Consider the following 13127-nt stretch of genomic DNA (forward strand, 5'->3'; position numbering starts at 1 on the left):
GGACAACAACGTCGACCCCTCCATGGTTCCGCCTTGCGGGCGGGGTCGGTTTCGTCATGGAGCGATCCGTTCCGAGCGGCGGAGATTCCGCAGGCAACATGGCTTCAAACGAGATCGAACCCAGCCCGATATCCTCGAGATGGGTTCGATGGTGCTTAAACGCCGCAAAGCGCCCCAGCATAGCGCGGCAAGATCGATTTCCGCGACCTCGTCGCTGCGTGCCAGTCAGAGGAACGTGAGCCGCTTTCAGGGTCGATTGATTGCACGTCCGCCGTCGCGATCGATCTCGCCCGGCACGTATTCGCCTGCATTGGCATCGAAGCCGGTCCAGCCGTCGGCCTCGTACGATCTGCGGCGTTCGGCCAGGTCCACCGATCGGGATTGCCCCAAAATCTGCTCGGCATTCGGCACGAGTTCGTCCTCCACCTTGGCCGTCACCAAGGTACCGCCGCGGCGTACACCTTCCGCATAGACGTGCGCATCGCGCTCGGGCACGCCCGATTCCGTCAGAGCGCCAATGATGCCGCCGGCCGCTCCACCGGCCACGGCACCGGCAACCGCACCGGCGGCGGTGGCGGCGAGCCATCCGGCCGCGACCACCGGGCCAACACCCGGGATGGCCATGACGCCAAGTCCCGTGAGCAACCCCCCGGCGCCGCCGATCACGGCTCCGATTCCGGCACCGCTGCCAGCGTCTTCAGCGGCCTCGGAACGATTTGCGTCGTACCAGTCATCCGAGTTGTTGGCGACGATGCTGATGTTGGAATGCGGGACTCCCGTCGCCTCAAGCTCGCCGACCGCATCGGCCGCGTCGTCATAATTGTCGAACAGTCCAGTTACGGTTTTCATGTGATTTCTCCTGATCCACGCTCACTTGCTTGCGGCAACCACGTTGCCCTGGTAGTCGACGCCAACGTTGAGGTTTTCGCCTCCCTTGGCCGCCTGACCGCGCCAGATGCCCTGATCGTCCTTGGTCAGCTTCGACACGTTCGAATATCCGGCGTTCTCGATACGGCTCTTGGCCTGGGCTTCGGTGAAGCTGTTTGCACCAGGAACGAGGGCGGCGGCGTTGGGAGTATTGTCGGTCTTCACCGCCGGCGTTGTCGCTCCCGTAACGGAATCTTGCCCGGCGGCGATCTTTTCGATCGCCTGCTGGTGCATCTTCAGCGTGCCGACCGTTTGCTGGGCAAAAGTCTTGAGCGCGGCGTTGTCACCCCCGCTGGCATAATCCTCGAACAGCTTGACGGCTTCGTCATGCGCCTTGCGCTGCGCGTCGACATAGGCCGGATCAATCGGCCCCTGCGCGTTCTTGAGCTTATCCAGATCGCCCTGATGCTGAGCGTCGAGCGCTGAGGGCACCTTCAGTTTTTGTTCGCCGGCGACCGCTTGCAGCTTGGTGTTGGCGGCGCCGTGGTCCCGGATCATCATCTGGGCAAAATCCTTGATGCGCTGGTCCTGGGCCTTGCCCAAGGCAATCTGACTCGAGTCCACTTCGAACTTGCCGCCGACGGCAGCCTTGTCGACAAAATCCTGGGCGCTGTCGGCCGCGAAGGCAGGCATTGCGAGAACCGTGGAAGCAACCGCGAGGGATGCGAGAAGGTGTCGTGTTTTCATCGGCTTTGTCCTTGTCGGTGAGCGAATTTGCGCTGCGTCCTAACAAGCCAAGATGCGCTTTGTTCCGCTCTCCAGGCCCCATGCCGCTAGACCCGGCAGCGCCAGAAAACCATGGGTGGAGACGAGCGGCTCAGGCGTCGTTATTCCAAATTCCAAACGCCAGGTGCACTGGAACAAATCGACTGTCGCGGCGTTAGAGGCCGTCCGCGGAAGGCTCCGTGGAGCAACAGGCGAAGGTCTTGGAGGGGCGGGTGCGTACAGGCCATTTCAGAAAACCGATCGTTATTCAACCTGGCCGCATAGACCGCGACAGGGTTGTGGTCTCTGTGTCCGATGCCGCCGAAGTGCTGCTGCGGGACTGGCCAAAGCCGACGTCGGAAAGGCGTCTTGCCGCGATCAGGGCCTGCCTTGCGGTGATGCGTGGCGAAAAGCCTCCAAGGGTTGCACGACAGGCGTTCATTGTTGCGGCCAAGGACGCCAGGATTCTGCTCGGCGATCAAATCTAGTCGTTGGCGCTATGCGCACCACCGCTGCGGATTTGGCAGAGCCTGGTTCGAACGAGAGAGGTCAGTGCCAAGATGTCAATTCCTACACCGGCCTCTGCCAGAGGCGAGATCCAGGGGGGAGAGACGCAGGACAAAACGCCGGGCTTCGATCCTGCCGTTGCTCCGATGGAGACCGATGCCGAGGCGGCGGACACACAAAATCCGATCCCTACGGAGCCGCCACGTTCCCGCCGGCCGAAATTCGAAAATGACGCCAGCTTCGCCAATGCGATGCGGCCGGTCGAAGGCGAGCCGGAACTACGACCTCGCAGCAACTGGCCGCTGTTGGTCGTTGCAGCCGTCGTTTTGGTAGCGGCCGCGGTTTTTCTGGCGGCGAGCATGCTTCGGTGAAACGTCTGCGAGAAAGCGCGGCGACGGCCTATTCGCGAAGATCGGGTGCGCTCTTCATGCCGGAAAGTTCGGTTATCGGACACAGCAGCCGCGGCCGCGCCGGGTTAGAAATGTCGAGCTTGTCCCAAGGGATGCGGTATAGGCCATCGCGGCGGCGCAGCCGAAAGAGATCGAGCACGGCCACGCCTATGGCCGAGGTCGAAAGACGCTCGAAAGCGGCGTAGACGCCGACATGGAATTCGGTAACGACAAAATCGTCGCCATCCGGTTCGGCGCGGATTTCCTCGATGTAGCCGATGCTCTTGCCCCGCTGCGAAAGCACGCGTCGCCCAGCCAGATGTTCAAGATTGACGATGGTCATCATCAAGCTCCCGGAATGCGTCCGATGACATGATCGCGCAACCAGTCCTGCCAGGCGAAGATCGTCGTGCGACGCACATCGATATCGAACTCGATGTCGACGCCGATATCCTTCACCTTGTGCCAGGCGATCCGATGCGGCTCGCCGTGGCGCTTGCCACCCAGCTTTGCCGCGAGTTGCGCCATCCATCGCCCCGGCCACGTGCCAAGGCGACGCGCCAAAGTGATGGAGCCGAGTTCGATCGCGACGATCCTTGGGGGCTTGCCCTGCCGCAATTCGGCCACCAGCCCATCGACCTTGCCGATTTTGACCTGGCGGCGGTCGACCACCTGCTTGTCCAGGAGATCACGCAGCAACTCCATCATGTGCCTCCGAATATCTGCAGCGGGATCGTCACCACGGCCAGCACAAAGCCGAGCGCGATGATGAAGATGACCGCGGCATTCGAGAGAATGCCGTTGCGATGCTCGCCGACATAGCGTTCGTCGTTCAGCAGAAACAGGAATGGAACCACCGTCAACGGCAGGCTGGCCGCCGTCAGCGCCATGGAAAATATGGTGAGCCTCAACGGATCGACACCAAGCATGATCGGGATGGCCGCAAGCAACAACGATATCGTATACACGGCGCTGAAGCCTGGATTGTCGCGCGGCTTGCGGTCCTCGCCCCAGGTCCAGCCGAAACCTTGCGCCACGAGGTAAGCCTGTTGCAGCGCGACTTCGAGTGCAGCGCCGAAGCAGGCAATGGCGAGAGAGGCTACGAACAGGATGAAACCCCAGAAGCCGAATACCGGGATCAGCATCAATGGCATTTGGTGATAGTCGTCGACCTGGTTGATGCCGTGCGTGGCCAGCACGAGAGCGGCCACAATCAACACGCCGATCGAAATAGTGCCGCCGAAGGTCATCCCCAGTCCCGCTATGGCCCGGTTGGCGCCGAGGTAGCTCTTGTCCCACTGGTCCTCGATAGCTCCCGAGGAATAGAACATGAACAGGTAGGGCGATATCGAGGCGCCGAGAATGCTGACCGCCATGAACCAGTAATTGGCGGTGTCGTGGGTTGGCAGCGAAGGCACTGCGCCAGCCGCGACCGCCGTCCAATCGGGTTTCAGCATCACGGCCGCGACGACGAAACACAACGTCACCAGGCCCAGCATCGACACGCCTTTCTCGATGAAACCGAACGTGCCTTTCCAGAGCAGCAGCCATGCCAGAAAAGCCACCGGCAGAGCCCACCACTGGAAGCCTATGCCCGTGGCAAGTTCGAGTGCGATGGCAACGCCGCCGATCTCGGCGGAGAGCACCATGAGACTGAGCAGCAAGGTGGCAAGCAACGGCCACACAAAGACGTTGAAACCAAATCTCTCGCGGATGCCGTCGCAGATCGTGTGATGGCTCACCGCGGCGAACCGGCCGGCCATTTCCACCAGAAAGATGATGCAGATGGTGCCGAGGACCACGGCCCAGATCAACTGGAAGCCGAAGGTTGCGCCCGCTTGGGCCGCCGTTGCCATCGATCCGACTTCAAGGAAGCCGCCAACGCTGGTAACCACGCCAAGCGATATCTCCACGAGCTTCTTCATGGCTTCGGCGCGAAATATCTGGCATAGGCGGTGGCCAGCGTGCGCGAGCCCCGTCGAAGATCCTGCTTTGCGTTTTGGACCTCCGCTCGATTGTCCGCCTGCAATCCCGCTTCGGCGCGAGCCACCGCGGCTGACAGATCCTTGATCGCTGCCGCCAAAGCAGATTGCTCGGCGGGTTCAGCCGTTCCGGCCGATCGGATTTGTGCCTCGGCGTCGGCCAGAGTCTTGCCGGTCGACCGCAGCGTGCCGGCTGTGTATGCGAACGGCGCCGCCCCATCCATCCAGGCATCGAGCATTACCGATACGGTCTGTGCCGCGGAGGCCGCCGTTTTTGATTGCTGCTCGATCTGGTCGGAGGACGAGCATCCCGCCAAGACGCCCGTGAGCAACAGCACGCGCATACAACTCAGCCTCGGATAAGGGCCACTAAAGGTCAAAGCCGGCGTTTGGTGCGCCACGAGAATGGTCTCCCGAGCCGATGGAAGTCACGGTCGGCGTGAATTGATCTAGAGCGCCCGGTGTGCCCGTCAATCAAACGCCACCGCTCGGACAGGCGCCGACCGCGAGACATAAGGACCAACGACAGAGGCCCGCCGGCCACGAGACCCAATTCAAGCGGAACAAAGCATCGATTGTGGGATTGGAACACGGGAAGGTGGCGACCCGTCCTGATCATCGACGTGATGGACTGCTGGCACAGAGGATTCCGCAATGCCTCGTCTCATAGTCTGGATAGCCATCGTGGCGGTCGTCATCATCGCGGCTTGGTTGTGGCTCGGCAGCCATAGAACGAGCAACGATAGCGGCAGCCAGCCCGCGCCCCACGCGATCGACCAGAACGGCTAATTCACTCCTGCTCTGTTGGATCTGCAGGGTTCTCGATCCTGTATTCGTGGACCAGGCCGAGAACCTGATTTCTCACTGTCTCGCGCGCTTCGGGCTGAATGAAAAGCATCAGCCGGTCGACGGTTTCAACGACCGGCCGCGGCAGGTCCGCTACCGCGTCGGTGAGCTCACTGCCATGTTCATACATGTTGTCCGTCAGCTTCTTGTCCAGATCGGAAAGGATACCCATCACCAAGCTCCATAGCTTTGCTCTCCATGCCGATAATGGTCAGTCCCGCGGAGATGTTCCGAGAAGCACGCAAGCTATGCGAAGCGCGATGGCAGAGCCAGACCGGGAAAACCAGCAACCAACCAGACCAGGAGCAGAAGGAACATCAGAAACAGTACGGTGGGATGACAGACAACGCGTTGAGCTGAAATGATATGAAAGACGGCGCCGTCGGTGCCCAAGTTGCGGCTGTTGGCTAGCCGTGAATCACTGCTGCCCCGGCATCTCGGTATTCTCCTTGGGATCTTTCTTGACCCCTGCAGCCGGTGAGGTGTCCGCCGGAGCGTTGCCGCCCTGGTTCTGCTCAGGCGCTCGTTTCAGGGGCGAGGTGCGCCACCCCACATCGACGTAGAGAAAGCCGATCAGGAAACTGACGATGATGACAGCGGCTATCACCAGCGAGAGTAGTGCGTTGCGTCGTTCCATCCTGCGGCTCCCTTCGCCTGCCGAACAGCCACTGACGAAAATAGTTCCACAGCCAGGTGGCACCGAGGCCGGGCGCCGGCCGTCACCGCAGCAGCGAAGCAACGCAACGGGATCGAGCTCGGCCGGGTCGCGCCAGCGACGTGCGCTTCGCATGCTCCGGAACTTCAAGAAAGGGCGAAGTTTGGTGTTCGTATTCGAAGGGCGTGATGAAACTGCCGTTGCCGATCATGTCGAAACCAGACGCGGCGTCGCTTTGGATCTCATACGCGACTCACGACTCTCGCCGGTGTCACTACCCGGACAAGCAACGGCACCAACCCTAACTTCCAGATGGCTTCGGTAACGCCGGCTGCGCCGGCTGCGTGCCTTGCTGGTCCCCGCCGGTACTGGACTGCGGTGTCGGATTGGTATCCGTTGTTGGATTCTTGTCGACCGGCTGGCTGTTCATCGTATCCGTCTTGGATTTAACGGGGTCGGCATTGTTGTTGCACGCCGCCAAGGCGAGCAACGCCGATGCCGACCAAATCAACCATATCGCTTTCATACTGACTTTTCCTGGATGAGTTCGGGTGAAGCAGCCTGCAAGGGACCTATTCGATCGAACCGGATGGAAAGCCCTTGTTTGACGGCACTTTTAGCCAGCAAATGATCCAGCTCACTATCGTCGATAGGGCTGCGAACCAGCTGACGAATGGCCTTGCACGCCAATTCGGTCGAGACGAAATCATATCTCCTGCTTCTGGCGGATACATATTGTTCGACCAGCATCTTCACGCGCCTGAGCGCGATTTCATCGGCATATTGCATTTTCGTTTCTCCTGCGCGCCGAACTGCCGAGTGTGTGGGTTGTTCCCAGCTGAACTCGAAACACGACCGCCAAGCTCATGAGAAAGCCCGCGCCTCCCGGCCGGGGAACGCGCGGGCTGATCAGGCTGAGGGGAACCCGATCGCGCGGCGCCAAACAAGGGGAGCGACGACGCCGCACGACACCGAACCTGGATCGGCCTCAGTTGTTCCACTTCGCGTCTCGGATGTTCGCGTCTGAACGCGCCCAGGGATTCGACTGGCATGGCCCTCCGGCAGCCCGGCATTCGATCCGGTCCACGCGGAACAATCAGGGACCCCGCTGGTTCGGTCGGAACGAACTTCGGAGGACATGATGACCAATGCAAAGCTGGCCGTGGTGACGGGCGCATCGAGCGGCATCGGGAGGGAACTTGCCAAACTATGCGCCAAGGACGGCTATAACCTGGTCATAGCCGCCGACGAGCCCGCGGTCCAACAGGCGGCCGAGGCTCTGGCTTCGCATGATGTGACCGTTGAAGCCGTCGAGGCAGATCTGGCATCCGTCGAAGGCGTCGATCAACTCATTGCGCGGGTCGGCGATCGCGACATCGACCTTCTGTTCCTGAACGCCGGACGCGGCCTCGGCGACGGCTTTCTCGACCAGGACTGGCAGAAGGTTCGCCGGGTCATCGACACCAACATCACCGGCACGGTCTACCTTGCGCATGAGCTCGGCGCCAGGATGGCACGCCGCGGCCGTGGCCGAATTCTGTTCACCGGATCGATTGCCGGCTTCATGCCCGGCACTTTCCAGGCCGTCTACAACGGCACCAAGGCGTTCATCGATTCCTTCTCGATCGCGCTGCGCCATGAGATGCGGGACACCGGCGTCACAGTCACGGTGCTGATGCCCGGGGCGACGCAAACGCGGTTCTTCGAACGCGCCGAAATGATGGATACCAAGGTCGGCACCGACGAGAAGGACAATCCGGCAGATGTCGCCAGAACCGGTTATGAGGCGATGATGGCGGGAGAGGAACAAGTGATCAGCGGCTGGAAGAACAAGCTGCAGGTCGCCGCCGCGCATATCACTCCGGCAGGTACGCTGGCCGAACAGCACCGCAAAATGGCCGAGCCGGGTTCAGCGTCCAGGGACTGATCTCTTCCCGTCTGCGAACGCAGATCCTTTGCGTATCGCAAGGTAATCGTCGGTGGCGCCCACTTCGGCTGAATGAAAGCTGCATTTGCCGATACCTCAAAATAATCAACGCAGGAGCAACAGGATGAAAGCCCTCACATGGCACGGCAAAGGCGATATACGCTGCGATCAGGTGCAGGATCCGGCCATCGAGGATGACCGTGACGTCATCATCAAGGTCACCTGCTGCGCCATTTGCGGCTCGGACCTGCATCTGATGGACGGCTACATGCCGACCATGGAATCGGGCGACGTGCTTGGACACGAGACCATGGGAGAGGTCGTGGAGGTCGGCCGCGGTCATTCCAAGTTCAAGAAGGGCGACCGCATCGTGGTGCCGTTCAACATTTCATGCGGCGAATGCTGGTTTTGCCAGAAGGGGCTGTTCTCGCTTTGCGACCGGTCCAATCCCAATGCCAAGCAAGCGGCCGAGGTGATGGGACAATCGCCGGCCGGCCTGTTCGGCTATTCGCATCTGGTTGGCGGCTATTGGGGCGGCCAGGCCGAATATCTGCGCGTACCATTCGCCGATGTCGGCCCGATCAAGGTGCCGGAAGGCATGGATGACGAGCAGGTGCTGTTTCTTTCCGACATCTTTCCGACCGGCTACATGGCAGCGGAAAACGCCGGCATCGAGCCCGGCGACACGGTCGCGATCTGGGGCTGCGGTCCGGTCGGCCAGTTCGCCATCCAGAGCGCATGGATGCTCGGCGCCGGTCGCGTCATCGCGATCGACAAGGTTCCGGAACGACTGGCCATGGCTCGCGAACATGGCAAGGCCGAGACACTCGATTTCAGCAATTCAAATATCTACGACGCCCTGATGGCGATGACCGATGGCCGAGGGCCGGATCGCTGCATCGATTGCGTGGGTACCGAAGCCGATGCCGGCGCCAGTGCAGACTCCATGCTCGACAAGGTCAAGGCGGCTGCCTTCCTCGGCACCGACAGGCCACATGTGCTGCGCGAAGCAATCTACTGTTGCCGCAAGGGCGGCACCATTTCGATCCCCGGCGTGTATATCGGCCTCGTCGATCATATCCCCTTTGGCGCCGCGATGAACAAGGGCCTGACGTTCCGTATGGGGCAGACCCACACGCAGCGGTATCTCGAACCGCTTTTGGCCAAGGTCCAGACCGGCGAGATCGACCCGTCCTTCGTGATCACGCACAGGGCCGGCCTTGAAGCCGGGCCCGATCTCTACAAGACGTTTCGCGACAAGCAGGACGGCTGCATCAAGGTGGTCATGCGGCCGCATGGGTGAGCCGTTCATCGGCACGAGAACCGTTTCGTCTTCGCTCGTGCCTTCCCCTTCATGGCGCCGTCGCGGTCGCGGAACTTTCAATCGTGCCGATGATTGAAATCGTTTCGTGCAAGGAAAGGAACCATCATGGCCAAGGAAGATTCTGCCTCGAAACCCGCCGTCCGGTCACCCAACGCCGAGGGCCTGCCGCACCCAAGGAGGGATGCCAGCGACACGGATGCCGGTGCAAAACCGCTGACGCCAAAGACCGCGGGCGCGTCGCGCCCGTCAAGCGTTCCATTGGACAATCCGGTCGCCAACCGAAATGCCGGTCGGCCACGCCAGGCGAGCACCACGCCCCGGCCCACCGACAAGCCGCTGGATTGATCGCGACAGGCTAGCTCTTTGGATCACGGTTTCTTGGCGCGAAGCGATGCCAGGTCGGCCACGGCAGTGAGGATGGCCGCTTCGCTTGCGGGTTTTGCCACGAATTTGCAGTTTCGGAACCGGGCGGGAAGATCGCCCCGCCCATATCCCGTTACGAACGCGAAAGGAGTGCCGCGAGTCAGCAATATCTCCGCGATCGGCAGGCTCGTTTCGGCGTTCAGTTGAACGTCCAGCAACGCCATGTCGACCTTATCGGCCTCGACCAGCCGAAGTGCTGCGGCAACGGACGAAACAGGCCCGACCACGGGATAGCCCGCCGCACGCAGATCAGACGCGACGTCCTCCGCGATCAGCCACTCGTCCTCAACCACCAGAACGCGCGGTCTGTCGCTCACGGCGCGTCCTTGTGGTTTGCCGAAAAAGCGATCTGGACCTCAAGACCTTCCTTGTGGAAGGAGGTGTCGACCTGGCCCCCGAGCCTGTAGCCGATTTCCCCCTTCAACAGGTTCAGGCCAAAGCCGTTGTTCAACGGCTCCTTGACCGGAGGGCCGTCCTTTTCGCGCCAGCCAAGCGTGAAATTATCGCCGTCCATCGCCCATCTGACACCAATCCTGCCTCGAGGCTTGGACAGGGCGCCATACTTGGCCGCGTTGGTTGCCAGTTCATGGATGGCCATACTGAGGGAAAGCCCCTGTTGCGGGCCGAGTCTAACGTCGTCGCCATCGAGTTCGATCCGTTCGATGCCGAACGGCTCGAGTTCCTGGTGGAGCAGTTCCTTGACCGAAGCTTCTTTCCACCTCTCGCGGGTCAGCAGTCCGTAGGCCCGGGACATGGCATGCAACCGGCCGATCAAGGCCTCCGCGAACTCTTCTTTCGTATCCGAACTGTCCCGCGTCCGGTTGGCGATGCTGGCGATCACCGCCAGCATGTTCTTGACGCGATGGTTGAGCTCCGAGATGAGCACCTGCTGATGCTCTTCCGCCCGCGCCAGGGTGGTGACGTCGACCAGTGTCACCACGACGCCCTGTATCCTGTTGCCCTTGTCCCGATAGGGATTGATGCGGACCATGTGAAACAGGCCCCTGGAATCGCGCGCAAGATGGTGGTTCAGGGTCTCGCCTGTCTCGAACACCTTGTCGATGTGCTGCTTCAACTCGGGATAATCGAGTTGGCTCGACAGATCCGTCAGCGGTCGGCCGACGTCGGAGGGGCGCAGACTGAAGAAGGATGAGGCCGCCGGCGTGAAGGTCCGCACCACAAGACTGCGGTCGAGAAAAATGGTCGCGATGTCGGTGCTTTCGAACAGATTGCGCAGATCGCTGTTGGCGTGATCGAGCTCTTCTATCTTGCTGGTCAACTCCGCGTTGATCGTGTTGAGCTCTTCGTTGAGCGACTGCATCTCTTCCTTGGACGCTTCAAGTTCCTCGTTGGTGGATTGCGCCTCTTCGTTGACGGAGACGAGTTCCTCGTTCGACGATTTCACCTCTTCGAGGGCCGTCTCGTATTCCTCTATGGTGGATTGAAGGCGCTCTCTTGTGTCGCGCAGTTCCCGCTCAAGATCGGCGGTGCTGTCGCTGTCACGGCCGCCCCCGTCCTCATCGGATCGGGCCTGGGTCGGGCCCGACGGCTCGAAGAGGACAAGGTAAAGCGGCTCACCATTGCCCCTCTCGGCCAGGGGTTCGATGGTCAGCCTGATCGGTTGGACGCGTTCGTCGTCTTCCTCGACGGCGAGATTGTCCCGCACAACAGTGCGGCGTGTCGTCGTCGCCTCCCTCAATGCGGCGCGCAGGTCCAGGCGAAGCCCGCGGCGCGCCATCGTCAGCAACTGCCGGCTGGGGATGCCTTGCGGCGCTTCGAGGTATCTTCCGGTCCTCGCCGAATAGTAGACGACGTCGCCTTCGGCGTTGACGAGGACATGCGGCGGCGCGAACCGCTCCAGCACCTGCGCCTCGACAGCCTGGCGCAGCGGATAGCCGACCGTGCCCTTCTTTAAGCCGGCGGTTTCGGCGGGAAAGACGCCGGAATGGACATCCCCGATCAGCGCCGGCAGCCTGATATGTGGCGAGGCATGCTCCCGTGCTTGGAAGAGGCGATGTTTCTTGTCGACGGTGGCGAACAGATTTTCGTGCTGCCCGACGCTTTCGGACGTGCCGAGGAAAAGATAGCCACCCGGCTTCAGCGAATAGTGGAAGACAGGAAGAACGCGGCTTTGAATGGCTGGGCCGAAATAGATCAGCAGATTGCGGCACGAAACCAGATCCATGCGCGAGAAGGGCGGATCGCGGATGACGCTGTGCGGCGAGAAGATGCACAGTTCCCGGATCTCGTTGCTGATGACGTAGCTTTCGCCATCGCCGTTGAAAAACCGCTGTTTGCGCTCCGGGGAAAGACCCTGCATCAAGGCCTCGGGATAGCGTGCGGCGCGCGCCACGGCCAGGGCCGGCTCGTCTATGTCGGTGGCGAATATCTGGACGCGCGGAACGGCTGAAAGCGTTTCCATGTGTTCACGCAGCAGGATGCCGATGGAGAACACCTCCTCGCCGGTGGCGCAGCCGGGAACCCAGACCCTGACCGTATCGGTCGCGGTCTTGCCCTCGAACAGCCGCGGGATGATCTTTTGCTCCAGCAATTCGAAAGCATCGGGATCGCGGAAGAAGTTGGTGACATTGATCAGCAGATCGCGAAACAGGTTCATCACCTCGCGAGGGTCCTTCTTCAGCCAGTCGATATAGCCATTGATGGACTGTATCTGGGCGATCTGCATGCGCCGCTTGATGCGGCGCAGGAATGTCTTGGTTTTATAGCCTGAAAAGTCGTGGCCGGAGTGGCTGCGCAAAATGCCGTATATCTGTTCGCGGACCTTATCTATGTCGGCCGCATGGTCGTCCTCTTCGTTCTTCAGCCCGTCCAGCGTGTCGAAGCCCCTGGCGTAAGCCTCGAGCTTCGCCCCAATCTCCTCGGCGGGCACGGCAACATCGATGAGCCCGCTGGCAATGGCGCTCTGCGGCATGTCGGGGTTGCGCGGACCGTAGCCGTCCGGCGCTTGCGCGACGGTGAGCCCGCCCCGCTCCTTGATCGCCTTCACGCCCAGGGTGCCATCGGAATCACCGCCCGACAGAATCACGCCGACCGAGTATTCGCCCTGGTCGTCGGCCAGTGCGCTGAAGAAGATATCGACAGGTTTGCGCTCCTGGGTAAGCCCATTGGGGCGCCGCAGGTGCAGCACGCCATTCTCGATGACCAGAGTGACGTTTTCCGGCATCACATAGACGTGGTCGGGTTCGACGGCCACGCCGTCCTCGACTACCACGACAGGCATGGCGGTGTAGCGGTCGATGACCTCGTGCAGCAGGCTGTTGCGCTTGGGACTGAGGTGCGTGATGATCACGAACGCCATGCCGGGCCGGTCGGTGATGCCCTTGAAAAGCCCTTCCATTGCGGGAATGCCACCAGCGGACGCACCGATGCCGACGATGGGGAACTTGATTGATCGGGCTGTCACGGCTTGTCCCCCTTTCGC

General features: G+C 61.2%; 18 protein-coding genes. 6 read left to right on the top strand and 12 right to left on the bottom strand.

Annotation, left to right across the window (positions count from 1 at the left end):
- Positions 1–246: 246 nt before the first annotated feature.
- Positions 247–849, bottom strand: coding sequence for a general stress protein (locus tag FJ950_RS16310; RefSeq protein WP_015319125.1), 603 nt, complete (start codon positions 847–849; stop codon positions 247–249).
- A 21-nt stretch (positions 850–870) separates the two neighbouring features.
- Positions 871–1614, bottom strand: coding sequence for a DUF4142 domain-containing protein (locus FJ950_RS16315; protein ID WP_015319126.1), 744 nt, complete (start codon positions 1612–1614; stop codon positions 871–873).
- A 218-nt stretch (positions 1615–1832) separates the two neighbouring features.
- On the opposite strand from FJ950_RS16315, the gene FJ950_RS16320 reads away from it, so the two are divergent.
- Together FJ950_RS16320 and FJ950_RS16325 are read left to right on the top strand one after the other, a co-directional pair.
- A complete protein-coding gene (locus tag FJ950_RS16320) occupies positions 1833–2120 on the top strand; it encodes a DUF982 domain-containing protein (RefSeq protein WP_224595357.1) in 288 nt (95 codons plus the stop codon).
- Between the two features lie 72 nt (positions 2121–2192).
- Positions 2193–2510, top strand: coding sequence for a hypothetical protein (locus FJ950_RS16325; RefSeq protein ID WP_015319128.1), 318 nt, complete (start codon positions 2193–2195; stop codon positions 2508–2510).
- A 28-nt stretch (positions 2511–2538) separates the two neighbouring features.
- Here the strand turns inward: FJ950_RS16325 and FJ950_RS16330 are convergent, their stop codons facing one another.
- From FJ950_RS16330 to FJ950_RS16345, 4 genes are read right to left on the bottom strand one after another with little or no spacing between them, the layout of a single operon-like run.
- Positions 2539–2871, bottom strand: coding sequence for a hypothetical protein (locus tag FJ950_RS16330; protein ID WP_140617526.1), 333 nt, complete (start codon positions 2869–2871; stop codon positions 2539–2541).
- Between the two features lie 2 nt (positions 2872–2873).
- Positions 2874–3233, bottom strand: a complete 360-nt coding sequence (locus tag FJ950_RS16335; RefSeq protein ID WP_015319130.1) for a hypothetical protein — start codon at positions 3231–3233, stop codon at positions 2874–2876.
- The gene (locus tag FJ950_RS16340; RefSeq protein WP_140617527.1) at positions 3233–4453 is read right to left on the bottom strand and encodes a divalent metal cation transporter; all 1221 of its coding nucleotides are present in this window, start codon (positions 4451–4453) and stop codon (positions 3233–3235) included. Before FJ950_RS16340 ends, FJ950_RS16335 begins: the two co-directional genes overlap by 1 nt.
- On the bottom strand, positions 4450–4854 hold the full coding sequence (locus FJ950_RS16345; RefSeq protein WP_140617528.1) for a hypothetical protein: 405 nt from the start codon (positions 4852–4854) through the stop codon (positions 4450–4452). The genes FJ950_RS16340 and FJ950_RS16345 overlap by 4 nt, the downstream gene beginning before the upstream one ends.
- Before the next feature lie 310 nt (positions 4855–5164).
- On the opposite strand from FJ950_RS16345, the gene FJ950_RS30090 reads away from it, so the two are divergent.
- Positions 5165–5299, top strand: coding sequence for a hypothetical protein (locus FJ950_RS30090; protein ID WP_263484678.1), 135 nt, complete (start codon positions 5165–5167; stop codon positions 5297–5299).
- Between the two features lies 1 nt (position 5300).
- On the opposite strand, the gene FJ950_RS16350 is transcribed toward FJ950_RS30090, so the two are convergent.
- From FJ950_RS16350 to FJ950_RS16365, 4 genes are all read right to left on the bottom strand, one after another.
- Positions 5301–5528, bottom strand: a complete 228-nt coding sequence (locus FJ950_RS16350; RefSeq protein ID WP_015319133.1) for a hypothetical protein — start codon at positions 5526–5528, stop codon at positions 5301–5303.
- Between the two features lie 246 nt (positions 5529–5774).
- A complete protein-coding gene (locus tag FJ950_RS16355) occupies positions 5775–5993 on the bottom strand; it encodes a hypothetical protein (RefSeq protein WP_140617529.1) in 219 nt (72 codons plus the stop codon).
- Positions 5994–6312: 319 nt separating this feature from the next.
- Complete coding sequence (locus FJ950_RS16360; protein ID WP_140617530.1) at positions 6313–6537, bottom strand: hypothetical protein; 225 nt, start codon at positions 6535–6537, stop codon at positions 6313–6315.
- Positions 6534–6800, bottom strand: a complete 267-nt coding sequence (locus FJ950_RS16365; protein ID WP_140617531.1) for a hypothetical protein — start codon at positions 6798–6800, stop codon at positions 6534–6536. The genes FJ950_RS16360 and FJ950_RS16365 overlap by 4 nt, the downstream gene beginning before the upstream one ends.
- A 352-nt stretch (positions 6801–7152) precedes the next feature.
- On the opposite strand from FJ950_RS16365, the gene FJ950_RS16370 reads away from it, so the two are divergent.
- The 3 genes from FJ950_RS16370 to FJ950_RS16380 all read left to right on the top strand — a co-directional run bounded on the left by FJ950_RS16370 (position 7153) and on the right by FJ950_RS16380 (position 9607).
- The gene (locus tag FJ950_RS16370; protein WP_015319137.1) at positions 7153–7938 is read left to right on the top strand and encodes an SDR family NAD(P)-dependent oxidoreductase; all 786 of its coding nucleotides are present in this window, start codon (positions 7153–7155) and stop codon (positions 7936–7938) included.
- Between the two features lie 124 nt (positions 7939–8062).
- On the top strand, positions 8063–9241 hold the full coding sequence (locus FJ950_RS16375; protein ID WP_140617532.1) for a zinc-dependent alcohol dehydrogenase: 1179 nt from the start codon (positions 8063–8065) through the stop codon (positions 9239–9241).
- 126 nt (positions 9242–9367) lie between these two features.
- Complete coding sequence (locus FJ950_RS16380; protein WP_015319139.1) at positions 9368–9607, top strand: hypothetical protein; 240 nt, start codon at positions 9368–9370, stop codon at positions 9605–9607.
- A 23-nt stretch (positions 9608–9630) separates the two neighbouring features.
- Here the strand turns inward: FJ950_RS16380 and FJ950_RS16385 are convergent, their stop codons facing one another.
- Together FJ950_RS16385 and FJ950_RS16390 are read right to left on the bottom strand one after the other, a co-directional pair.
- Complete coding sequence (locus FJ950_RS16385) at positions 9631–10002, bottom strand: response regulator (protein ID WP_015319140.1); 372 nt, start codon at positions 10000–10002, stop codon at positions 9631–9633.
- Positions 9999–13109 carry a CheR family methyltransferase gene (locus tag FJ950_RS16390; RefSeq protein WP_140617533.1) on the bottom strand — a complete coding sequence of 1037 codons (3111 nt, stop codon included), beginning with the start codon at positions 13107–13109 and terminating at the stop codon, positions 9999–10001. Before FJ950_RS16390 ends, FJ950_RS16385 begins: the two co-directional genes overlap by 4 nt.
- Positions 13110–13127 lie beyond the last annotated feature (18 nt).

It is taken from the genome of Mesorhizobium sp. B2-3-14 (genome assembly GCF_006442175.1).
In the GTDB taxonomy this organism is placed as follows: Bacteria; Pseudomonadota; Alphaproteobacteria; order Rhizobiales; family Rhizobiaceae; genus Mesorhizobium; species Mesorhizobium australicum.